22 protein-coding genes are annotated in these 23,700 nt (G+C 47.9%); 12 read left to right on the forward strand and 10 right to left on the reverse strand.

Translation table 11 applies throughout. The features are described from left to right. The first annotated feature begins 249 nt into the window (after window positions 1-249). Both GEV47_RS02765 and fabI read left to right on the forward strand, forming a co-directional pair. Entirely contained in the window at window positions 250-1,887 is a 1,638-nt protein-coding gene (locus tag GEV47_RS02765) for a transglycosylase SLT domain-containing protein (protein WP_153233166.1), read from the forward strand. Window positions 1,888-2,098: 211 nt separating this feature from the next. Then, the gene (gene fabI, locus GEV47_RS02770; RefSeq protein ID WP_153233167.1) at window positions 2,099-2,887 is read left to right on the forward strand and encodes an enoyl-ACP reductase FabI; all 789 of its coding nucleotides are present in this window, start codon (window positions 2,099-2,101) and stop codon (window positions 2,885-2,887) included. Window positions 2,888-2,975: 88 nt separating this feature from the next. Here the strand turns inward: fabI and GEV47_RS02775 are convergent, their stop codons facing one another. After that, entirely contained in the window at window positions 2,976-3,638 is a 663-nt protein-coding gene (locus GEV47_RS02775) for an OmpA family protein (RefSeq protein WP_228124535.1), read from the reverse strand. Window positions 3,639-4,152: 514 nt separating this feature from the next. Between GEV47_RS02775 and GEV47_RS02780 the strand changes: the two genes are divergently transcribed. Then, window positions 4,153-5,565: a DEAD/DEAH box helicase gene (locus GEV47_RS02780; RefSeq protein WP_153233168.1), complete on the forward strand. Its 1,413-nt coding sequence runs from the start codon at window positions 4,153-4,155 to the stop codon at window positions 5,563-5,565. Window positions 5,566-5,865: 300 nt separating this feature from the next. On the opposite strand, the gene GEV47_RS02785 is transcribed toward GEV47_RS02780, so the two are convergent. Further along, complete coding sequence (locus GEV47_RS02785; protein ID WP_153233169.1) at window positions 5,866-6,753, reverse strand: DMT family transporter; 888 nt, start codon at window positions 6,751-6,753, stop codon at window positions 5,866-5,868. A 184-nt stretch (window positions 6,754-6,937) separates the two neighbouring features. Next, a complete protein-coding gene (locus GEV47_RS02790; protein ID WP_153233170.1) occupies window positions 6,938-7,345 on the reverse strand; it encodes a heme-binding protein in 408 nt (135 codons plus the stop codon). Between the two features lie 349 nt (window positions 7,346-7,694). On the opposite strand from GEV47_RS02790, the gene GEV47_RS02795 reads away from it, so the two are divergent. Beyond that, entirely contained in the window at window positions 7,695-8,294 is a 600-nt protein-coding gene (locus GEV47_RS02795; RefSeq protein ID WP_153233171.1) for a C40 family peptidase, read from the forward strand. 89 nt (window positions 8,295-8,383) lie between these two features. On the opposite strand, the gene GEV47_RS02800 is transcribed toward GEV47_RS02795, so the two are convergent. From GEV47_RS02800 to aroQ, 3 genes are all read right to left on the reverse strand, one after another. After that, window positions 8,384-9,256 carry a patatin-like phospholipase family protein gene (locus GEV47_RS02800; RefSeq protein WP_407646201.1) on the reverse strand — a complete coding sequence of 291 codons (873 nt, stop codon included), beginning with the start codon at window positions 9,254-9,256 and terminating at the stop codon, window positions 8,384-8,386. A 167-nt stretch (window positions 9,257-9,423) separates the two neighbouring features. Beyond that, window positions 9,424-10,251 carry a DeoR/GlpR family DNA-binding transcription regulator gene (locus tag GEV47_RS02805; RefSeq protein ID WP_153233173.1) on the reverse strand — a complete coding sequence of 276 codons (828 nt, stop codon included), beginning with the start codon at window positions 10,249-10,251 and terminating at the stop codon, window positions 9,424-9,426. 127 nt (window positions 10,252-10,378) lie between these two features. Next, the gene (aroQ, locus tag GEV47_RS02810; RefSeq protein WP_153233174.1) at window positions 10,379-11,011 is read right to left on the reverse strand and encodes a gamma subclass chorismate mutase AroQ; all 633 of its coding nucleotides are present in this window, start codon (window positions 11,009-11,011) and stop codon (window positions 10,379-10,381) included. Window positions 11,012-11,197: 186 nt separating this feature from the next. On the opposite strand from aroQ, the gene modA reads away from it, so the two are divergent. The 3 genes from modA to GEV47_RS02825 all read left to right on the forward strand — a co-directional run bounded on the left by modA (window position 11,198) and on the right by GEV47_RS02825 (window position 13,404). Beyond that, window positions 11,198-11,962, forward strand: a complete 765-nt coding sequence (modA, locus tag GEV47_RS02815; protein ID WP_153233175.1) for a molybdate ABC transporter substrate-binding protein — start codon at window positions 11,198-11,200, stop codon at window positions 11,960-11,962. 84 nt (window positions 11,963-12,046) lie between these two features. Continuing rightward, the gene (gene modB / locus GEV47_RS02820) at window positions 12,047-12,718 is read left to right on the forward strand and encodes a molybdate ABC transporter permease subunit (protein ID WP_153233176.1); all 672 of its coding nucleotides are present in this window, start codon (window positions 12,047-12,049) and stop codon (window positions 12,716-12,718) included. A 17-nt stretch (window positions 12,719-12,735) separates the two neighbouring features. Then, window positions 12,736-13,404, forward strand: a complete 669-nt coding sequence (locus GEV47_RS02825; RefSeq protein ID WP_153233177.1) for an ATP-binding cassette domain-containing protein — start codon at window positions 12,736-12,738, stop codon at window positions 13,402-13,404. A gap of 197 nt (window positions 13,405-13,601) precedes the next feature. On the opposite strand, the gene bamC is transcribed toward GEV47_RS02825, so the two are convergent. Both bamC and dapA read right to left on the reverse strand, forming a co-directional pair. After that, entirely contained in the window at window positions 13,602-14,783 is a 1,182-nt protein-coding gene (gene bamC / locus GEV47_RS02830; protein ID WP_153233178.1) for an outer membrane protein assembly factor BamC, read from the reverse strand. Between the two features lie 103 nt (window positions 14,784-14,886). Next, a complete protein-coding gene (dapA, locus tag GEV47_RS02835; protein WP_322741556.1) occupies window positions 14,887-15,765 on the reverse strand; it encodes a 4-hydroxy-tetrahydrodipicolinate synthase in 879 nt (292 codons plus the stop codon). 367 nt (window positions 15,766-16,132) lie between these two features. On the opposite strand from dapA, the gene GEV47_RS02840 reads away from it, so the two are divergent. The 3 genes from GEV47_RS02840 (at window position 16,133) to leuA (ending at window position 19,002) form a co-directional block, all read left to right on the forward strand. Continuing rightward, window positions 16,133-16,531: a hypothetical protein gene (locus tag GEV47_RS02840; protein ID WP_228124536.1), complete on the forward strand. Its 399-nt coding sequence runs from the start codon at window positions 16,133-16,135 to the stop codon at window positions 16,529-16,531. A gap of 196 nt (window positions 16,532-16,727) precedes the next feature. Beyond that, window positions 16,728-16,868, forward strand: coding sequence for a DUF3096 domain-containing protein (locus GEV47_RS02845; RefSeq protein WP_153233180.1), 141 nt, complete (start codon window positions 16,728-16,730; stop codon window positions 16,866-16,868). A gap of 427 nt (window positions 16,869-17,295) precedes the next feature. Continuing rightward, window positions 17,296-19,002, forward strand: a complete 1,707-nt coding sequence (leuA, locus tag GEV47_RS02850; protein ID WP_153233181.1) for a 2-isopropylmalate synthase — start codon at window positions 17,296-17,298, stop codon at window positions 19,000-19,002. Between the two features lie 159 nt (window positions 19,003-19,161). Here the strand turns inward: leuA and GEV47_RS02855 are convergent, their stop codons facing one another. Beyond that, complete coding sequence (locus GEV47_RS02855) at window positions 19,162-19,782, reverse strand: FMN-dependent NADH-azoreductase (protein WP_153233182.1); 621 nt, start codon at window positions 19,780-19,782, stop codon at window positions 19,162-19,164. Between the two features lie 135 nt (window positions 19,783-19,917). Here GEV47_RS02855 and GEV47_RS02860 point away from each other — a divergent pair, with 135 nt between their 5' ends. After that, the gene (locus GEV47_RS02860; protein WP_153233183.1) at window positions 19,918-20,817 is read left to right on the forward strand and encodes a LysR substrate-binding domain-containing protein; all 900 of its coding nucleotides are present in this window, start codon (window positions 19,918-19,920) and stop codon (window positions 20,815-20,817) included. 60 nt (window positions 20,818-20,877) lie between these two features. Here GEV47_RS02860 and GEV47_RS02865 read toward each other — a convergent pair whose 3' ends face one another. After that, on the reverse strand, window positions 20,878-21,657 hold the full coding sequence (locus tag GEV47_RS02865; protein ID WP_194270559.1) for a head GIN domain-containing protein: 780 nt from the start codon (window positions 21,655-21,657) through the stop codon (window positions 20,878-20,880). Window positions 21,658-21,889: 232 nt separating this feature from the next. Here GEV47_RS02865 and GEV47_RS02870 point away from each other — a divergent pair, with 232 nt between their 5' ends. Next, window positions 21,890-23,698, forward strand: a complete 1,809-nt coding sequence (locus tag GEV47_RS02870; RefSeq protein WP_153233185.1) for an ABC transporter transmembrane domain-containing protein — start codon at window positions 21,890-21,892, stop codon at window positions 23,696-23,698. The last annotated feature ends 2 nt before the right edge of the window (window positions 23,699-23,700 follow it).

Below are 23,700 nucleotides of genomic sequence, written 5' to 3' on the forward strand. Positions count from 1 at the left end.
CATGACCAAATTACAGCACTCAATGCAGGCGTTGAGCAATAGCCTACCTATATCAGAACTCCTGGAGCAATAACTCTATAAATCAAACACTTATGAAACTATCGAGGCAACCGATTTTGTGCTTAAAATTAGTGCAATTTTTGCTTGACGCGACAAAAGCCAGTTACGTACACTGCGCTTTAACTCTTTCATTACCGGTTGATGACAGCCGCTTAGGTACGATTATGTACAAAATACGAACAAAATCCCATGCAATTCAAAATTAAGACCCTGGCGCTTGCCGCTTTTGCATTTTTCGGCACCCCACTTTTGGTTCACGCCAACGACATTTCCATTTACACCCCAAGTTATAGCATGATTGATCCCAATAACCCGGATTCCGGCGTATTGGGAATGCAACAAGTTGATGTTTGGGCACGTATTCGTAAAGGCTTCAGCATCCCAGACTTAGATAACGATCTGGTTGCCAAACAAACCCAATATTACAGTGATCGTCCGGATTATTTTCAACGCACCACCATCCGCGCCTCGCCTTATCTGTTTCACGTAGTACAAGAGTTGGAAAAGCGTGGCATGCCGACCGAATTGGCACTGCTGCCATTTATTGAGTCTTCGTTTAATCCACAAGCTTCTTCCAGCGCCAAAGCCGTTGGCTTGTGGCAGTTTATGCCTGCGACCGGGCGCGATTTCAATCTTAAACAAGATATGTTTAAGGACGAGCGTCGCGATGTGTTGGCCTCCACCGACGCAGCACTGACTTATCTGCAATCGCTGTATGCCATGTTTGGCGATTGGCAATTGGCGCTTGCTGCATACAACTGGGGCCAAGGCTCAGTCCAGCGCGCTATCGACAAAAACCAAGCGGCTGGGCTGCCGACCGACTTCGCCAGCCTGTCGCCTTTGATGCCAGCAGAAACGCGCAACTATGTGCCAAAGCTGCAAGCGGTTAAAAATATTATTGCGTCACCAGAAAGTTACAACATTGTCCTGCCGAAGATCGACAATGAACCTTATTTTGTGACCATCGGCAAAACCCGCGACATTGACGTTACCGTCGCCGCGCAGCTGGCGGAGTTGCCGCTAGACGATTTTAAGGCCCTCAATCCGCAATTTAAACGCCCCGTCATTATCGGCAGTGCTGATACCAAAATTTTGCTGCCACAAAGTAATGCAGAAAAATTTAAGAAAAACATGTTGAAATGGACACAATCGTTTTCATCCTGGACGGCGCATACGGTAGGCAACGCCAGAGAGCGCATTGAAGCGATTGCAGCAAAGTTTGATACCACCCCGGAAGTCATCCGCGAAGTCAATCACATCCCTCCGCGCATGGTATTGAAAGCAGGCTCCACGATTTTGGTGCCCAAGACTGAAAACTCAAATAGCGACATCACCGCTGAAGTGGCAGATAACGCCACGATGGCAGTGACTCCCGATGTTCCGGAAACACGCCGGATTTACGTCAAGGTCGGCAAGCACGACACTTTAGGCTCAATCGCAAGCCGCTATGGCGTCAGTATCAACCAAGTTAAATCATGGAATAACCTGCGCCACAACAGCGTCAATCGCGGTCAAAGCTTGCATTTGCAAGTGCCTAATCGGTTCGCCAACACAATTGCTTCCAGCGACAACGAGGATAAAGGCAGCATACGCAAGGTCAGCATGACCTATAAAGAAAGCAGCAAAGGAAGCAATAGCAAGCATTCCGCTAAAGAGCGCAAAGAGGTTGTTGCCAGCAGTCGCAAGGAACGTAACACTAGCAAAACCAAAGTTGTTGCTAGTACTGCTAAAACCACTGCTAAAACCGGCAATAAAAAAGTCGCGGCTACCAGCAACAAAAAAGGCAAGACAGTGGTGTTAGCTGACGCAAAAGGCTCGCGCAAGTAATGAATGATGTGCAGTCGACGCATTCTATGTGCCGACTGCACCTCTCAAGCAAATTGCCAGTTGCGGCAATCCCCTCTACAATCTTGCCCTGCTCGCGCTAAAACGCGCCTCATTGCAACCCGCGCCACCAGCTTGCGTCAATAAACTAGTACTCAGCTAAACTGTTTACTAAGTTGATGAAGAAGTATTGGTGCGCATATCTGGAGTCAACATGGCATTCCTGCAAGGAAAAAAAATTCTCATCACTGGTCTGCTGTCCAACCGCTCTATCGCTTATGGCATTGCCCAGGCATGCAAACGCGAAGGTGCGGAATTGGCATTTACCTACGTTGGTGATCGTTTCAAAGATCGCATTACAAAATTTGCAGCGGAATTCGGCAGCGAATTGATTTTTGATTGCGACGTTGGCAGTGATGAACAAATCAATGCCCTATTCGCTGATCTCGGCAAATCCTGGGATCATCTGGATGGCTTGGTGCATGCGATTGGTTATGCGCCTGCAGAAGCGATTGCCGGCGATTTCCTTGAAGGCTTCTCACGCGAAGGCTTCAAGATTGCGCATGACATTTCCGCGTATAGCTTCCCGGCGATGGCTAAAGCGGCGTTGCCTATGTTGCGCCCGAACTCTGCGCTACTGACATTGACCTATCTGGGTTCTGAGCGCGTGGTTCCCAACTACAACACCATGGGACTGGCCAAAGCGTCACTGGAAGCCTCCGTCCGCTATCTGGCCGACTCTTTAGGACCAAAGGGCGTGCGAGTAAACGGCATTTCTGCTGGCCCAATCAAGACATTGGCGGCCAGTGGCATCAAAGGCTTCGGTAAAATCCTGGGTTTTGTTGCTGATCACGCGCCTTTGCGTCGCAATGTCACACTGGAAGATGTCGGCAATGCGTCTGCATTCTTGCTCTCAGATCTTTCCAGTGGCATTACAGGTGAAATCACCTATGTAGATGGTGGCTTTTCACATGTAGTCGGCGGGATTGCCGAAGCTGAGTAAGTGCCTGAGTAAATACGCTTTCCATAAAAAAACCTCTGAACCTGTCCAGGTCAGAGGTTTTTTTGTTGCTCGATCTTAGTTTCACGCTTTAATTATGCACAGTCACTTCCACTCGGCGCGCTGCCGCGGTATCGCCAGCCGTTGTTGCTTGCGGCTTTTCCAATTCGATACGATCTGTTGAAACGCCTGCGGCACTCAATGTGTCACGCACAGCCTTGGCACGATTTTTAGACACTTCAGCATTCACGTCAGCATTGCCGCTGGCGTCATTAAAGCCGGAGATGCTTGCCTTGGCTTCCGGATGCTCTTTCATGTAAGTGGCAATTGAAGATAAATCAGTTGCGGCCGCCGTCGGCACCGCAGACTTACCTTCAGCAAAGAAAATTCTAACGACTTCAATAGTTACAGCAACAACTTGGGCCGGTGCGCCCGGCGCACCGTCGGCACCGACTGCCACTGCTGTCGCGTTACCGCTGCCATTAGTCACTGCTGTTGCTGATGCACTTGCGCCATTTGCGCCGTTTGCACCAACAGCATTCGCAACAGCAGCTTCAGCAGTGGCAGGTGCCGCATTAGCAGTACTTGACACTGCACTGGCCATAGAATTGGCGACATCCGCGCGAACAGTCCCCTTTGGTGCGCCATTGATGCCGAAGTAGGCAGCCAAACCAAGTATGCATATGACCACAATGCCAACGATGGCCCAAATAATACCCAGTGCTGCTTTTTGTTCGCTGTTATTGTCGTCCATATAAATTCCCCTCTCGGTGATGGCAAAATTATAAAAAATCAAATTGTAGCCGAAGAGCAAAAAATCTCCATACAAAACAACTCTACCTCGGGATGTGTATCCTTATTCATTAACAATGTATCTCAATACGTGCGTCAAGGTTAAAAATACTGTATCATTCGCTGCTGCGTTGCAATATCGGGCGCAAACAACAATCCTCTAAGCGTGAACGATGTAATTTCGCTGGAGTTGATTGCAATAAAAATAAGTAGCTTCGCAAGCCTAAGCATGTTCTGGCCCTAATGATATCAATTAGTCGGAACATAGCATTGTAAAAGCCCTCCCGCCTTGTGTGTCGTCGTTTCGTTGACACCGTCCCGGCGCAAAGCTTTTGTGCCGAAATTTCTTTGTATTTTTCTGAGTCATTTCGTTGGTTGGCGTTGCTTTCTTGCGCTCTCTGTATTGATGCAATTCGTTTATGCAATTAATTTATAAATGCATAGCAGAGAGACACTGATCTTTACGAAAGAAAATAATGACTTTTGAATCACTAGGCTTACACGCGTCCGTTATCCAGGCTTTGAATGAAGCTGGCTACACTAAACCGACAAATGTCCAAGAACAAGCAATCCCAGCAGCCATCGCCGGTCGCGATCTGATGGTTTCCTCACAAACTGGCTCCGGCAAAACCGCAGCTTTCATGTTGCCTTCACTGCATAAATTTGCATCAGCACAACAAACTGGCGGCGCTGGCAAAACACCTAATCAAGAAATGCAAGCATCGCGCGCCCGCGGCGAGCGTCCACGTTTCAAAGCAGCTCAGCCGAAAATGCTGGTGCTGACGCCAACGCGTGAATTGGCATTGCAAGTAACGACTGCTACCACAAAATACGGCTCTTTCATGAGAAATGTCCGTGCAATTTCTATTCTTGGTGGTATGCCTTACCCTAAGCAAATGCAATTGCTGGCAAAAAACCCGGAAATCCTGGTTGCTACACCAGGTCGTTTGATCGATCACATGGAATCAGGCAAGATCGATTTCTCCCAACTGGAAATTCTGGTATTGGACGAAGCTGATCGCATGCTGGACATGGGTTTCATCGACGATATCGAAAAAATCGTTGATAACACGCCTGCTACTCGTCAAACCATGTTGTTCTCAGCGACGCTTGATGGCGTGGTTGGTAACATGGCCAAACGCATCACCAAAGATCCGATGGTCATTCAGGTTGCTGGTTCAGCTACCAAACATGAAAACATTCAACAAAAGGTCCACTTTGTCGACGATCTGTCGCACAAAAATCGTTTGCTGGATCATTTATTGCGCGATGAAACCATGGATCAGGCAGTCGTGTTCACCGCGACTAAACGTGATGCAGACACGATCGCAGATCGTTTAAACATCGCTGGTTTCGCTGCTGCGGCCTTGCATGGCGACATGCATCAAGGTGCGCGTAACCGCACTTTGGACAGTCTGCGCCGCGGACAAGTTCGTGTGCTGGTTGCCACTGACGTTGCTGCACGCGGTATCGATGTTCCAGCAATCACGCACGTATTCAACTACGATTTACCAAAATTCCCGGAAGATTACGTTCATCGTATCGGTCGTACTGGCCGAGCTGGTCGTAATGGTGTTGCGGTATCGTTGGTTAATCATGCCGAAGGCATGAACGTTAAGCGTATTGAGCGCTTTACCAAGCAAGTGATCCCTGTTGATGTCGTTGTAGGTTTCGAACCTAAACGCAGCGCAGCGCCATCACGTAGCGCTCATAAACCAGGTGGCTGGAAACCTGGCGATAACCGCAAACCAGGCGGTGGCGGCGGTCGCACCTTCAGTAAGCCAGGCGCTCCGCGCAGAGATGGCGCTGGTGGTACTGGTGGTGGTTACAAAGGTAACCGCTCTAGTGAAGGCGCTGGTGGTGCACGTCGCTCGTTTGGCGACCGTTAATCGACAGCTAACGTAATTCGATGCAATGTGAAAACGGCCACTGGAAATTCCAGTGGCCGTTTTTTATTGAGCTCGCAATACCAACAATTGATTTGAAAAACACCCCCGTCATCCTCGCGAACGCGGGGATCCATTTTACGAAAGGCAAAAATGGAAGAGATTTGTCCTTTACTTTATTGAGATCGTAACTTGGATCCCCGCGTTCGCGAGGATGACGGTGATTTTAAGCCTGCGAATCGGGGAATGACGCGGATATTTTCAAAGTGATTATTTCGCCGTGCTTCACTACCGGGTGACAAATCATGCACTCCACCCCAAAATCACCGCGCCAAAAGCAATCACGCTGCAGGCCAACATGCGACGCACTGTCAATGCCTCTCCTAAAAAGAAACGGGCAATTAACGCAGCAAATAATACTGAGGTTTCACGCAATGCTGAAACCGGCCCCATAGGGGCCAATGTAATCGCCCAAATGACAATACCGTAAGCAAACAAAGACATGACGCCGCCGCCAAGCGCATTCCACGTTTCCCGAGTACGTAATGAAATCGGAAAGCGCCTATGTAAATAGGTATAGATCACCACCAACGGTATTCCATCCAGCAGAAACATCCAGCCTGTATATGCGCCAACATGACCGGCAGCGCGTGAGCCCAAGCCATCGACTACTGTATATGCGGCAATAAATACACCAGTCGCAAATGCGGCCAACGGTCCTTCTATTTTGCTACCGCTTTGCTTAAGTTGCAGATTTACGGTCGCATCACCAGTCACTTTTTTTCTAAAGCTAATGTTGGATAAACTGATGATGCCAAGTGAGATAAGTACAACCCCAAGCAAGGTCAATATTCCTAAACTCTCCCCGGCGAACAGCGCCGCCCCGAGCGACACCAACAAAGGAGATGAGCCACGCGCAATCGGATAAGACTGTCCAAAATCACCAGCGCGATAAGCCCGTACCAGAAACAAGTTATAGCCTACGTGCAGCCCTACCGACATGGCGATGTAAGGCCAACTTGCTACCGCAGGCAAAGGTAACCACAACACCAGAGGCAACGCGCCCAAAGCCGCTCCCACTGTCATCAAGGTAATGGACCAAAGTCGATCGCCGCTGCTTTTCAGCATGGCATTCCAGGAAGCGTGCAATAACGCCGCGCACAATACCAACGCAATAATGCCTGAGGTCATGAAGTGAGCCTAATACGAGTAAAAACAGGGGTGGGCAGAAAGAAGCGGCGCATGAAGAAAGATGAGGATTTCAGACCTACGGCAGATTCGCGCCTCATTTCTGCAGTAGGTCGATGCAAGTGAAGTTTGGAAATTACGTATTTATTTACTCATTTACTTATTCATTTACAAAATAAACTGGCAATTACGCCGCTAAGGCCGCAATCCCAGCTTTAGCAATCTGTACATCTTCTGTCGATTTAACGCCAGACACGCCGACTGCGCCCAGGTATTCACCATTGACTACGATAGGAACGCCGCCTTCTAACAAGCCTTCCAGATTCGGTGCGGTGATGAATGAGAAACGACCATTGTTGATCATATCTTCATAAATTTTTGATTCGCGTTGACCCAAAGCAGCAGTCTTTGCTTTTGCCGGCGCAATGTGGGCTGAAATTGGCGCTGCGCCATCTAAGCGTTGCAACCATAACAAATGACCACCATCATCGACGATAGAAATAGTAACCGCCCAGTTATTCGCTTTAGCTTCCGCTTCTGCTGCACCGGCAATTTTTTTAATGTCGTCCAACGTCAGAATTTGTTTCGATTTCATACTTCTCTCCTAATCTTGCTTTGTGTCTGTAAATAAAATGAATACTTAGCGTGCTATTACTCGCGGAGAGAATTGTACTTGAGTAAGGAGTGAGATACATCCTATCTATCTCAATGATAGAAAAGATCGGAAAAATAATTCCACAAAGAAATTAAAGTGTGGAACAATGTAAAACATTCAGTTTTTTGTACGTTATTTTAGAACTTGCAGTCATAATTGTCGTCTTGTTATGCATCTTGAGTTTTACCTTTGCTATTTTGTTTAAACCGAACTTAACGTTGGTATGAACTAATAAGGAACTCTTCACACTAACATAGCTTTAGATTAATTGATCCTGCCTCAAAAGATAATGACGATTAAACCAGTTTTTCCGCAGTTAGTTTCTCGCCTTGTACTGATGGGTTCATTAGTCGCCAGTTGCGCAATTGCCAGCCCAGTTTGGGCAAGCGACATCACTGACTTGGACACGCCTCCTCCAGCCCCTCGTAATCGCCTCCAGCAATTCACAGACCGCGCCTCTGAGCTGGGTCAAAGTGCCATGAATTTAATTGGCATTCATTACAAATATGGTGGCAATACACCTCAAACAGGTCTTGATTGCAGCGGCTTGGTCCGTTATGTATTCAAAGAAGCGCTCGGCATTGATTTGCCGCGCACCGCCGCCGAATTGAGCCGCGAAGGTGCAAAAGTTTCACAACAAGATTTAAAGCCAGGCGATTTGGTGTTTTATAACACTCTGCGACGCAGCTTCTCGCATGTCGGCATCTACCTGGGCAACAACAAATTTATCCATGCACCGCGCACAGGTGCTGCAGTACGCATCGAGGATATGGATATCAGTTACTGGAAAAGCCGCTTTAATGGTGCGCGCCGCATTAGCGATCTGGATTCTGAGTCGGTAACAGGGATTACGACGGCGCAGTTCAACAATGCGAAGGTTCAGGAATAAGCGCTATATCAATGCTTTCCCCATAAAAAAATCCACATTCAATGTGGATTTTTTTATTTCATCAGAACTTCCTAGGACTCGGGCAAAACTCACCCGCCGCGCATCTCTTGTAATTTCTTTTTAATCATCGGCATCGCTGCGATTGCAGCTTGTTCTCCCGCCATAATCGCCGTGTTGCGTGAAGCGAAATCATTGCCCTTCATACCATTTAAAGCTGGAGTAATCACGACATCAGCATTCTTCAACTCTTTCTCATTAATGGTTTTTCCCATAATGGCGAAAGTTTGTAGCAGCACGCCCAACGAGCTCGAACCACTTTGCGCCTCTGGCGCAGCAGAAATATTGACGGCAATCACAAAGTCAGCACCCATTTCTTTTGCATAGCGCACCGGCACTGGCGCGACCAAACCACCATCGACATATTCATGGCCTGAGATTTTGACCGGCTGGAAAACACCCGGCACTGAAGATGAGGCGCGTACCGCCAGGCCAGTATTGCCGCGTCGAAATAAGATCGGGGCGCCTGAATTGAGGTCAGTCGCAACGGCACCAAACGGAATTTTCAGTTTTTCTATGGGTGTATTGTTGACCGCTCTATTTACGTAATTTTGTACACCCTCACCTTTTAGCACGCCGCTCAGTTTGGAAAACAAAGGAATAGACCAATCGGTAAACGCCGATTCATCCATTTTCAATGCCATTTTTTGCAAAGCGAAGCCATCGTTACCAGCTGCGTATAAGGCACCAACCACACTACCCGCACTAGTGCCGACCACAACATCAGGAACGATGCCATTTGCTTCCAGCACTTTAATCACGCCGATATGGGCAAAACCGCGCGCGGCACCACCACCCAATGCTAAACCTACCTTAATATGACGCGGCGCTTCTTTTTGCACCACAGGTACAGGCACTACTGCGGCTGGCGGCACTGTTTTACAGGCGGCCATCGGCAATAGCATCAGAACGGCAAGAATATAGCGTGAAGAAATCGGCAACTTGGATTGTAAATTCATGGGATAAAGACACTTAGCGAAGCATCATTGCTGTATGTCTTGAGAAGAAAATGAAGGTCGTCGATTGTATCCGAAATTACGATTATTCAATTGCTGCGCAGCATACGGTGTCACTATGCCGTTTTATCGGCCACAAACACATCAATTTTTGCTGCATTAAATACATCGATCATTTCAGCCGGAACTGGACGGTCTGTAAATAGAGCATCGACTTTAGATAGCTCTCCCAAACGCACCAGCGCCGGACGCATAAATTTTGAATGATCCGCCACCAAAAAAACGGTGCGCGAATGAGCAATGATGGCCTCCGCCACCCGCACTTCTCGATAGTCGAAATCGCGCAATGTGCCGTCTGCATCTATGCTGGAAATGCCGATGATGCCAAAATCGACTTTGAAACGTTGGATAAAGTCGATGGTTTCCTCCCCGGTAACGCCTAAATCGCGGGCACGCACCACGCCACCGGCAATAATGACTTCGCATCCGGGATATCCACTCATGATCGCGGCAACGTTGAGATTATTCGTGATAACACGCAAATTACGGCGCCGACTTAAGGCTTTGGCGACTTCTTCAGTCGTAGTGCCAATATTGATGAATAGCGTTGCCTGATCTGGAATATGCTCGGCGACCAATGCTGCTATACGGCGTTTTTCCTCTGATTGCAAACCTTGGCGCGTACCATAGGCAATATTTTCTGCGCTGGAAGGCAAACCTACGCCACCATGATAACGTTGCAGCAAATTCAAATCGGACAGCATATTAATATCGCGACGTATGGTTTGCTGAGTGATCTGAAAACGATTTGCCAGATTTTCTACAGTGACGAAACTTTCACGTTGAACGTACTGCAATATTTTTTGCTGACGTTCATTCAGTGAATAATGCCCTGTCTGCGTTGTTGCATGCGCCGCTGTTTTCTCTGTCGCTGTCTGTGTCATCGCAAATCCTGTCTCTCTTTATATTTATTTTACTCGGCTAAGTAATTCCGCATAAGTATGTAGACTAGGCGTCCCAGCCGCAGGCAGTACTGCAGTACGACAAGGCGGGACAACAAGCTATAAATACTTATGCGGGATTGCTTAAGAGTGTTTGAAGCGCCTTCTGGATTACTTGCTGCCTGATTTCAGCATCAGCATGTATAAAAATTTGCGCGTGCTCTGCGAGTATAGCTTGCACTCGGGGATTTTTGAGTAGTGGCCGACTATCCTGAAGTGCTGTTATCAATTGCGGATTGAGTTGATCGAGAACCGGACGTACATCGCGCGCCAGATCAGGTACATCAAACGGCGTTGATGGTGGATTTTGCCGCCAACCTGAAATCAAATGCTGTTGAATAATTTTGCCTGCATCGAATTGATCTTGAAAAAAACCACGTACAAATACACTATCAAGATCACTGGTCGCACGCGCCTGCGCAGCGACAGCATTGAGAATACTTGCTTCGCGTAGAGGATCATCAATCGCCGCGCCAGAATGCCATTTTGCCTTCGCCACCACCACTGCCACTTCCAGACGTTGATTGATCAACATCAATAAATGATCAATTTTCTGACTTTCGCTAGCACTGATCTGTCCTTCAGAAAGTGATTGACTCTGCTGAATATGCTGGCATGCACTGAGCAACAGCATCAATGCAAAGAAATAACTGAATTTGAAATAATGAGAATAGTAAAACGGCTTGTTTTTTATGATGGACATAGAGACTTCGGCTAAAACGCTTTCAATTTTTCATTATCTCATTGGAGAAACCTCAAAAACGAAATGATTCTTATATTCAACCAGGCATTGTGTAATTGCTGTCTTTTCGCTATGCTCACTAGCACTTATATAGGCACAAATCGTTGGCTCACATCATTCGCTAAAACTCATCATTCGGGAAATTTCATGCTATCAAAATTCAAACGCGCTCTCGTCGTTATGGCCGGTGGCTTATTGTTGACATCAATGACTGCGGCGCATGCTGATGATTTGGTCGTATCGGCTGCTTCTAGTTTAACGAATGCTTTCAAAGAAATTGCCACAGATTTTGAGGCAAAGCACCCAAAAACGAAAGTTGTTCTGAATTTTGCTGCTTCAGACGTCCTGCTACAACAAATTGTTAAGGGCGCTCCTGCCGATGTGTTCGCCTCTGCCGATCAGGAAGCAATGGACAAAGCCGTAACTGAAAAGGCCATACAAGAAAACAGTCGCAAAAATTTCGCCAATAATCAATTGGTTCTGATTGTGCCGACAGATAGCCAGCAATCCATCAAAACGCTACAAGATTTAAACCAGCCAGCCATTAAACGCATCGCTTACGGCAACCCGGCGTCGGTTCCGGTCGGTCGTTATGCCAAGGCAGCGTTGGAAAATGCAAAGTTATGGGACGCTGTGACGGCCAAAGGTATTCCCGCTCAAAACGTACGGCAATGCCTGGACTATGTAGCGCGTGGCGAGGTTGATGCGGGTTTTGTATTTTCAACCGATGCCGCAATCATGAAAGACAAAGTCAAGGTAGCGCTTCAAATTCCATTGACTACACCGATTAGCTATCCGATTGCTATCACTAAAGACACTAAGCAAGCAGAAACTGCAAAGCAGTTTGTAGACTATGTTTTATCCAGCACAGGCCAGGCAACATTGGCTAAATATGGATTCTTAGCCCCTTGATGTCGTTTGTGATCGAAGCGCAATGCAGCGCCGCCTGGCATGCGCCAAGCAAAACAGATTTCAGTAAGACAGGACCGATGCAACATGGATAACGTGTGGATACCACTAGCGCTATCTCTCAAAGTCGCAGGTTGGGCCACGCTACTGAATCTGTTTTTTGGCGTTGCTGCGGCTTATGGGTTGGCACGTTGGCGCTCTCCTGCAAGAGACTTGGTCGATTCGATTTTGACGTTGCCGCTGGTGTTGCCGCCAACCGTACTTGGTTATTACTTATTGGTGGTTTTTGGACGCCGTGGCATCGTTGGCGAGTGGCTGCAAAAATGGGGAATAGAGCTGGTCTTCACCTGGCAAGGCGCAGTTATCGCCTCCACCATAGTAGCCTTTCCTCTGGTATTAAAATCGGCCCGTGCTGCCTTCGAAGATATTGACCCTCAGTTGCAAAATGCGGCACGTGTATTAGGTATTTCCGAAGTTGCCGTATTTTTCCGCGTCACACTGCCGTTGGCATCAAAAGGTATTATGGCCGGCGTTTTACTGTCATTTGCCAGAGCATTCGGTGAATTTGGTGCGACGTTGATGATCGCTGGTAATCTACCAGGACGTACCCAAACTCTATCAATCGCGATTTATGAGGCGGTACAAGCTGGTGACGACAATACCGCCGCTATCATGGTTCTCATTACTTCAGTTACTTGCGTACTGTTGTTGCTGATCGCTGGTCGCTTACTGCCTAAAAGCCATCGTCGAAAATTTTAGATCGAAATAATACCTCTATGACGCTCAGCATCAATATTCAAAAGCATTTGCAAGCAGATGAGCGTCACTTTCATCTCGATATCCGCTTTACGGCGAATAGCAATCGTATCGTTTTATTTGGCCCGTCCGGCGCCGGAAAAAGCCTTACCTTGCTGGCAGTCGCTGGTTTATTGAAACCAGACCAGGGCAACATTACATTGCATCAGCGTACGCTGTTCGATCACGACAAAGCTATTTGTTTGCCGCCACAACAGCGTAACGTAGCTTATTTATTTCAAGATTACGCACTATTCCCACACCTGACGGTAGCGCAAAATATTGCTTTTGGCTTGCGCAAAAATTGGCTAAACCCGCTTCGTCATTTTGCAAATAATCATCCTGTCGTGCTGAAGTGGTTAAAACTGTTTGAGTTGCAAGTAACAATCAACAGCTACCCACATCAACTCTCCGGCGGCCAGCGTCAGCGCGTTGCGCTGGCGCGTGCCTTGGTATCAGAACCAGATATCTTATTATTGGACGAACCATTTTCGGCCCTCGACTCAAGCTTGCGAGAGCGTATGCGCAATGAGCTGAGTCAACTCCAGCTGCAATTGAATGTGCCTATGCTTATCATCACCCATGATCCTGCAGATGTGAAGGCATTTGGGGAAGAGGTTTTTGAAGTCCGGGATGGTCGTATTTCATAAGCTTTGCATCTTTTATAATTTAAAAATGACCTCGTCGTTCCCGCGGACGCGGGAATCCATGTTGCGCAACTTGGATCCCCGCGTTCGCGAGGATGACGGAGGTATTTTTCGAATCGATTATTTGGTATTACATATAAAAAAACCCACAACCAAGGTTGTGGGTTTTTTGTACTTATTTTCTACTTAATCACAGAAGATTACTTCAATTCTTCATTCAGCAAGTTCAGGATCTTATCGCCTGCTGGAGAAGTTTCTGGTTGACCGTCGTTATTCTCTACCGTTACCTGACTATTATCGCCAACGCCTTTGATCACTACGCGATAACGCTCTGCTTTATCATCTGGTTTTGACGAACTGGTAAATATTTTCGCAAAGAAACCTTCTGGCTTTTTATCCTTAGCATCTTTTGCCTGATCAACGTAACGGACAAAATAAATACCCTGGTCACGATTACGATCTTCTACCGTAAAGCCGACACGATCCAACGCCAAACCGACACGACGCCATGCGCGGTCAAAGCTTTCAGCAATCACGACATTACTTGCTCCGGCAGGAGCTTTGTTAAAGACCGAGCGCGCTTGCATCATTGGGGCATCGACCACTGCAGCTTTAGCTTTAGCTACGTCGACTGCGCTCAGGCGTGCCATCAAACGTGACAAGAACTCAGCTTCCAGTTGCGGATCCGCTGGACGGGCTGTCCACACGCTGGTTTCTTTCGCCGTTCCAGTCAGTACTTCTTCAGCACCACGATGGCTGATGAAAATTTCGGTCGTGCCGTTTGGACCACGCTCTAAACGGGTACGGAATTTATCGCGCTCACCCGTGGAGTAAAGTGAATCGAATACCTTACCAAGTGTATTACGAACAAAATCCTGCGGGATTTTTGCACGATTTTCAGCCCAGTCAGTTTCCATAACGCCGGTTTCAGCATTTTCTGTATTGATCAAGAAACCTGAATCCTGCCAAAAATCTTTAACTTGCGGCCATAGTTTTTCTGGAGATTCGTTGACTACCAGCCAACGCTCAGAACCATCACGCACAATTTTCGCTTCAGGCGCTGTATTTGGCGCAACCACGTCAACCGGAGCGGCTACCTTGGTACCTTGCTCCAGGTTATAACCCGAAGCAGTTGCCGTACCTGAATTAGCTTCAGGAACCGCATAACGATTTTCACGCTGCAATTGGGTCAAATCAGGTGGAATATCGAGTTTTGGCGCCTGGACTTTGCCAGCGCTTTTATAATCGATACGATCTGGTTCCAATACCGTAGTGAGTGAACTGCATCCTGCTAAACCGGCAAGCGCCAATCCAATGACAAGACTGCGTTGAGTAAAGCTGTTTGTACGAAAAACGGAAGGGATGTTCTTACGAATAGTCATGTGAATACAGTATAAGTGGAACGAAAAAAATCTAAAAGCGCCTGTCAGCGCACTTATTTACAACCTTACTGACCGCTTAAGGTTGTCCGGGTTTACTGTGAGCTTACTTTAAAATACCAGATTCACTCATGGCGGCACGCACTGCGGGCTCAAATTCAGCCGACAATTGTACCAGTGGCAAACGCATGCCAGAAGAAATCAAGCCCATTTCAGCCAACGCCCACTTAACTGGAATTGGATTGGGTTCAATGAACAATTTGTTATGTAATGGTAACATCTTGTTATTGATTTTAACCGCTTCAGGCACATCGCCCTTCATTGCAGCAACGCACAATAGATGCATTTCGCGCGGTGCAACGTTGGCAGTTACCGAAATATTACCTTTACCGCCAGCAAACATCAGCGCCATTGCAGTAGCATCGTCACCAGAAAACACCGCAAAATCAGCAGGCGCCAAACGGATTAAGTCAAAACCACGCGCAATATTTCCGGTGGCATCTTTCACGCCAATGATGTTAGGTATTTGCGCCAAACGCAAAATAGTCTCATTGCTCATGTCAGCAACGGTACGGCCCGGAACATTGTACAAAATAATGGGCAAATCAACAGCTTCAGCAATTTTCTTAAAGTGCTGATACATGCCTTCTTGCGTCGGCTTATTGTAATAAGGGACTACTTGCAGGATTGCATCGGCGCCAACTTCTTTGGCGCGTTGCGATAAATTGATGGCCTCTACTGTGGAGTTGCCACCGGCGCCCGCAATAATAGGGATGCGCTTAGCCGCATGTTCAACAGCAACTTCGATTAACTTAACATGCTCTTCCACCGTGACCGTTGGCGATTCACCAGTCGTGCCGACGATGCAAATCGCATCAGTACCTTCCGCTATGTGCCAATCAACCAGCTTTCGTAAACTCGGCAAATCGAGATCGCCGTTTGGATGCATGGGAGTAACGATTGCAACTATGCTGCCCTGAATAATCATGATGAAGTGCGTATATACGAAAAGAATAATATTTGATTGTAGCGGATAGACGTGCCGAAGGGAATTATCGGCAATGATTCTCACAAATATTTACATGCAGATTGTTAGACGCCCTAGAGCGATACAAACCAAAAAAACTTGCTTTTTGTATTTTAAAGCTCAATAATATAAATGAGAATCATTATTATTTAAAAGTTGGATCGGCGGGCTGCTCTAATACGCACAAACTCGGCTAAAGCTATCCAGACAAGCGGATCGTCACGATGCGCAGCTGTGGGAAAGCAGTGAGTATTACAGGCAAAATACCCGGCTCGGTCAGCGTGCTAAGAATCGCCCCCAATGAAACCTGAAAACCAAGGAGTCTATGTTGAGTACCCATCTGACATCCACCCCTGCTTCTATAGCCCAAAATGCAATCCTGATTGATATCAACGCCATCGACACGCCGCCGGAAATGCTGTTATCCGCCGTATTACAGCGTATATCGCGCTACATCACAGTAAATCAACAAGCTGCCGGAACAACCTCTGCTCAAACGCAAGCGGCGGAAATGATAGAACATCATTTGCATGCCCTTTCCGAGCTACCTTGCCTAACACCTGTGCTACGCGCAACATGTCAGCAATTATCCGAGCAGTGGACGCACATTGCTGAACAGGTTGCCGAACACACCACAACGTCGGGCAAAGCAATTCCCTCCTCGTCCCGGCCCTCCTTTATTGCGCGTTTAATCTATGGCGATCGAGTAAGTACGATCGCTTAACTGAATTCCCCGGGAAGGGAATGTCCGGCCATCTATGTACGTAATAGCTTTTTGCACATTTTTTAATTCACATCGATTTGTGATCAACTGAAAAATAATGCTAAATTATTGCGTATGTTGGCTGAGTGTCTTTATCGGCATTAGCCAATGCACATTCTTTTTTGCATCGCCAAGCCGTTTTTTTTCAAGGACCGTCATGAATCTCCATCTTCACCTCACCCCTGTTGTTTCGCTCATCGCTGGCGTTTTGATCCTTTGCGTGCCGCGTCTGCTGAGTACTGTGATTGCGCTTTATCTGATTATCATTGGATTAATTGGCATATTTGGCCTTAAATAAAAACGAAGAAAACTTGACAGACTTTGAGTAATTCCTCTATATTGGCTCAATGAACTCCGCAAAATCCCTATCCTGCTCTCTACTACACATTACTGGTTCCCTACCAGCAATGCTGCTAGGGTCGTCGCTACTAGCTCTACTAAACTAAGTAAGCGCACCCTGATTTTTCTTCCCTGAACAACGGGACATTCTGACAAAACACCGTCAGCAGCAAAAAATAAATCACTTGTAGAACAAACAGCAGGAACTACGGACTTCATTATGCAATTCACCTCACTCCGCATTAATACCCTACTAGCACTACTACTACCGCTACCGATCGGTTGCCTGGCCTCGCGTTAATTTTCGAGTGGCAGTCAGGCAGCCAGCCGCCACTCTCGCACTTCCGTATTTCCCTATTCATTTATCTCATTACCAGAGGTGCTCCATGATGTTGCAAAATCCTGCGGCGAAATATCGCCCGTTTCCGCCTATTCCATTGACCGACCGCACTTGGCCGAATCAAGTCATTAGCACACCGCCGATCTGGATGAGTACCGATTTGCGCGATGGCAATCAAGCTTTGATTGAACCGATGGATGCTGATCGTAAGCTGCGTTTCTTCCAGCTCTTGGTTAAAGTCGGCCTCAAAGAAATCGAAGTGGGCTTTCCTTCCGGCTCGCAAACAGATTTCGACTTTGTTCGCCAATTGATCGAAGAAAAACATATTCCTGACGACGTCACCATCATCGTCTTGACGCAATCGCGTGAAGACTTGATTCGCCGCACAGTTGAATCATTGCAAGGTGCCAAACAAGCGATAGTCCATCTCTACAATCCGATTGCACCGGCATGGCGTCGTATTGTTTTTAATAAAAGCCGCGAAGAAGTCAAAGAAATCGCCGTCTCCGGAACCCGTTTGATCAAAGAGTTAACCGACGCCCGCCCTGAAACCGAATGGCGCTATGAATACTCACCAGAAACCTTCAGCTTGGCCGAATTAGATTTCTCCAAAGAAGTCTGCGATGCCGTAGTCGATGCCTGGGAAGCTTCACCAACCCGCAAGATCATCCTCAACTTACCAACCACAGTCGAGTGCAGTACGCCGAATGTATTTGCAGATCAAATCGAATGGATGCATCGCAATTTGGCCCGCCGCGACGCCACTATCATCAGCGTCCATCCACACAATGACCGTGGCACTGGTGTTGCGGCTGCAGAATTGGCCGTAATGGCTGGTGCAGATCGGGTCGAGGGCTGCTTATTCGGTAATGGCGAACGCACAGGCAATGTCGATTTGGTTACGGTGGCATTAAATTTGTACACGCAAGGCGTCAATCCCGGTTTAGATTTTTCTGACATCGACTCCATCCGTCATTGCGTTGAAGACTGTAATCAAATCCCGGTACACCCGCGTCATCCTTATGTTGGCGATCTGGTCTTTACGGCATTTTCTGGTTCACACCAGGACGCTATTAAAAAGGGTTTCGCCGCACAACAAGCCGATGCCATTTGGGAAATTCCTTACTTGCCAATTGATCCGGCCGATCTTGGCCGTAGCTACGACGCGGTAATTCGCATCAATAGTCAATCAGGTAAAGGCGGCATGGCGTATTTGTTGGAGCAAGAGCATGGCTTGGCTATGCCACGACGATTGCAAATTGAATTTAGCCGCGCTATCCAAAAAGCGGCAGATGAAACAGGTAAAGAAATTACTGGCGGAGATATTTACCGCATTTTCAAACAAGAATATTTGGACCAACATGCGCCTTACAGCTACGTCGGACATCGTATCAAGGAAGATACGAGTGCTTCCGAAACGATTCAGATCGCCGTCGATATCTTGTGTGATGGGCAGGCGCAAACCGTAACTGGCAGCGGTAATGGGCCAATCGCTGCATTCGTCAACGCTTTGGGGCTGAACATCAAAGTCATGGATTTTCATGAACACGCGATCAGCGCCGGCGCCGATGCGCAAGCGGCCAGCTATATAGAACTGCGCCTCAACGACGCGCCGACCGGCTTCGGCGTTGGGATTGATGCCAACATCCTGACAGCGTCATTCAAAGCTGTCTTCAGCGCAGTAAATCGGCAAATAGAAATCGCCAGCCATGCGGCGAATCAAGATGGTGTAGTCAGTAAAGCTGTCGCATGATTTTCAACCAGCGTTTTTCATCAGCGGCCTTTGCGATCCATAGCGCCCACTGAATAAAACAGCCGCATACGATTACCGTCATATATGTGGCTGACATAAAGCCAAGCGTGCACCAGACAAAAGCTGATGCACGCTTTATGTTGACTGCCTGGATGAAGATTAAGCCAGCGCAGGGGAAAGGTTTGCTAACCGCTCTATCTCAGTGCGCGCAGCTGCCAAGCCATTCGCTTTCATTTCTTCGCCGTAATTCAAGCCTTCAGCATTTACTACCTCAATGTCGGTAATTCCCAAGAAATTGAGCACCAATTTAAGATAATCTACATGCGCAATCCCGGTAGGTTTGCCTGCATGGATACCGCCTGAAGTCGCGACAATCACAACGCGTTTTCCCTTGGCCAAACCTTCTGGACCGTTTTCGGTATAACGGAAAGTCACGCCAGCCACACTGATTTGATCTATCCAGGATTTGAGCTGTGTCGGTATGGTGAAGTTATACATTGGTGCGCCAAGCACGATTACGTCGGCGTCCATAAACTCCCGCAGTATTGTTTCGCTCAATGCCACTTCGCGTGCCTGCGCTGCATCACGCTGATCCGCTGGCGTACCTTTGGCCGCGAATGTTGCGCCTGAAAGATGCGCAGTGAGGTCTTTGCTTAAATCGCGATAAGTCACATTAGCTGCCGATTCTGAAGCTTTTATTGCATCCGCCACCTCACGTGATAATTGGCGTGAAGCTGATGCATCGCCGAGGATGCTGGAGTCGATATGGAGTAATTTCATGATGAGTTCCTTTATATTCGTCAATGTTGCGTTGGTCTAAGTGAAAGACTACACATGAAGCACAAATAGAACTAGCCATCGAAATTAGGATATATTGTTCTACACATAGGACAATAAAGGAAATAAGTAATTATCATGCAAGATTTAAACGACTTATTTTTTTTCGCCAGCGTTGTTGAACACGGTGGATTTAGCGCCGCCAGCCGTGCTTTGGGGGTGCCTAAATCACGCTTATCACGCCGCGTCGCGGAATTAGAACAACGTTTGAATGCTCGTCTGCTGCAGAGAAATACGCGTTCCATCACTCTCACAGATCTTGGTCAGCGCTTCTATCAACATTGTCAGGAAGTCATTGCTGCGGCTGAAGCCGCACAACTTACCATTACCAGTTCACTCGCCGAACCCAACGGTCTGGTACGTGTTAGTTGTCCGACAGCAATCGCGAAAATGGGCCTGGAAACGCTGGTAATACTATTTTTGGAAAAGTACCCCAAAGTCAGACTGGACTTTATCCTGAGCAACCGACGTATCAATTTATTGGAAGAAGGAATAGACGTCGCCGTCCGAGCACGCATAACAGGAGATGAAGATCCGAATCTTGCAACACGTCGCTTGCGTACTACCAGCGATTATCTGGTGGCAGCGCCGGCGCTGATGGCACAATCCGGTGCCTTGGCGCACCCCAAAGATCTCTCAAAACTCCCAATACTAGGTGCTGTCGATCAAGATCGGCGCATGCGCCTCTCGTTCACCGGACCGGACAACGCGCATGCCGCTATCGTTGTTGAACCAAGATTAGCAATCGAAGATTTTAATGTCCGCAAAGAAGTCGCGTTACATGGTTTAGGCATCACTACGCTGCCTGGCGAATACTGCCTTAAAGAATTTGAACTAGGTACATTAGTACATGTACTTCCCGCATGGTCTCTGCCCTCCGGCAGTGTACAAGTGGTTTATCCAACGCAACGCGGCTTAATCCCCGCAGTTCGCGTTTTTGTTGATTTTCTAAGTGAGCATTTAGGTGAGCGCGTATAAAAATCGTATAGAAACTTCTAGTATCTATGCCAAGTTGCACTCACCTTCATTTACATTAGATTATTCCGGCGACGCACCCAATTGCGTCACCTGACCGGAACCGAATACCGATCTGGAAACTGCAGGATCGCCATAGTAGTCAACACTCCCTGAGCCAGCGATCATGAGTCTGAGCGCACTCTTCGCCCACACAATTGCATGGCCGGAACCACCTAAGGTGACTTCCACGGTCTTCGCCTCCAGATGTCCCATGAGTACGCTACCAGAGCCGCCAATAGTGGCAGCTATCGAATTGGCGATACCTGACGCCTTAAAGCCACCACTTCCACCAAGAGAAATTGAGAGCGCATCACTATTCAATCCACTAATTTGCACGATACCGGAGCCACCTATCGCGACGCTTAACCGCGGCGCATTCAGTTTGTCGGCAACAATGGTGCCAGAGCCACCAATGGAAATATTATTAATATCCTTTGCTTCGACGATCACGATGAGTTTGGTGGATGAAAAACTGGTGTGTTCGTGGGCCGGCTGAATTTTCAGCACACCATGCTCAACCACGGTTTCAACCAGCGGCAATATGTTGTCATCCGTCGAAATGGTCACGCGCTCCGTATTGCCCTGACGCAGTTGTACATCTGCAGGCAGCCCCAGGCTAAGCGCGTTGAAATGACCGACTTCGCGCGTTTGCTCCTTAATGTTACCGGAACCCTTGATATCGTTCCCGAATAATGAAGCCCTGGCAACGTTGGATACCATCAATAAACCTAGCAAACCAAACATAAAAGTAATATTTCGCAAACAACGAGAAACGCTAAAAGTGCTGGAAGTAATAGCCATTAACCGCTCCAAATGTAGGAATAAATTTTTTTCTAGAAACATACTGCAAGATTGCCATCATATCTAATATTGGGGGAAAAGGTCATTATCGCTGCAGACTTAGTTCTGACAAATCCACTTGCAATTGAACATTGCGTCGCAACATCCACTACACTAGCGGCTGTCTTTAGAGTCTATCTAATCAACTCAACGATTAGCAATCGTCATCCATCAGCATCAACCTTTGCAAAACATGACCGACACCACAACTATCAAAGAACCACAAAAGCGTAGCTTGGCGACACTAGCTGGCTTGATCCCTTTTCTTTCTCCCTACAAGCGTCAGTTTGTCTTGGCAGGTCTGGCATTGATCGTTGCGGCCGGTGCGACATTGGCGATTCCATATGCTTTTCGGCAAATGATAGATTTGGGTTTCGGTGGTAAAGGTATCAGCAACCCTACGCATATTGATCTGTATTTTCTTGCCTTGTTCGGCGTTGCCTGTGTAATGGGGGTTGCCGCTGCAGCGCGGTTTTATATGGTGTCTTGGTTGGGTGAGCGGGTTACCGCTGATTTACGCAGCGCGGTGTATTCGCATGTGGTGACACAAAGCCCGCAATTTTTTGAAACCACCAAAACCGGTGAAGTGTTATCGCGCCTCACAGCCGACACCACATTGATTCAGACATTAGTCGGCACCAGCATTTCGATGGCTTTACGCAATGGCTTGTTGTTTGCCGGTGGCTTGATCATGCTGTTCGTCAGTAGCGCCAAACTGAGCGTCATCATTATCGTCATGCTGGCCTTGGTGGTACTGCCGATTATTATGTTTGGCCGTCGTGTACGCAAATTATCACGGGCTTCGCAAGACCGTGTCGCCGATGCTTCAGCGATGGCGGGCGAAATTTTGAATGCGATGCCGACCGTCCAGGCATATACCCATGAAACCATCGAATCGCAGCGCTTCAGTGGTGCGATTGAACATTCATTTCAGACCGCCCTGCAACGCATACGTGCACGTTCATTACTGACCATGATGGCGATTTTATTGACCTTTGGCGCGATTGTGTTCGTCTTATGGTTAGGCGCGCATGCAGTGATTCAGGGGCGCATGAGCGGTGGCGAACTGGGCCAATTCATTCTATATGCGGCACTGGTTGCCAGCTCCATCGGCGCATTATCGGAAGTCATGGGCGACACCCAACGTGCTGCCGGTGCTGCCGAACGTCTGTTGGAATTGTTGGCAGCCAAATCGCCAGTGCAATCGGCATCACATCCAGCGGCGTTGCCGCCACGGACTGCGCAAGGCGCGGCATTAATACTTGACGATGTGGCGTTCCATTACCCTTCTCGCCCAGACACCTTATCGTTGACGCATTTTTCTCTGAGTATCAATCCGGGCGAAACCATTGCCATTGTTGGCCCTTCAGGTGCGGGGAAAACCACGTTATTCCAATTGTTGATGCGCTTTTACGATCCGCAACAAGGAACCATCAAACTTGATGGCGTTGATATTAAATCGCTCAGTCTGCACACCTTGCGCAATGCTATCGGCATCGTGCCGCAAGATACGGTGATTTTTTCTGCCAATGCAATGGATAACATTCGCTATGGTCGCGTTGGCGCTAGTGACGACGAAGTTATCGCTGCCGCAAAAATGGCCGCAGCAGACGAATTCATCCAACGTCTGCCAAATGGCTACCAATCATTCTTAGGTGAGCGCGGTGTGCGCTTATCCGGCGGCCAGCGTCAACGCATTGCCATTGCTCGCGCATTGTTGAAAAATCCGCCGTTACTATTGCTAGATGAAGCCACTAGCGCACTTGACGCTGAGTCGGAACGCGTAGTCCAAGGCGCGCTGGAAGCGGCCATGGTTGGCCGCACCACGCTGGTCATTGCCCACCGTTTAGCCACCGTACAACGAGCCGATCGTATCATCGTGCTGGAACATGGCCATATCGTAGAGACCGGTACGCATGCATCGCTGGTTGCACAAGGTGGTTTATATGCCAGCCTGGCCGCACTGCAATTTAATACTGATAGTCAACCATCAATCCGCTAATT

The organism is Glaciimonas soli, assembly GCF_009497155.1.
GTDB lineage: Bacteria > Pseudomonadota > Gammaproteobacteria > Burkholderiales > Burkholderiaceae_D > Glaciimonas > Glaciimonas soli.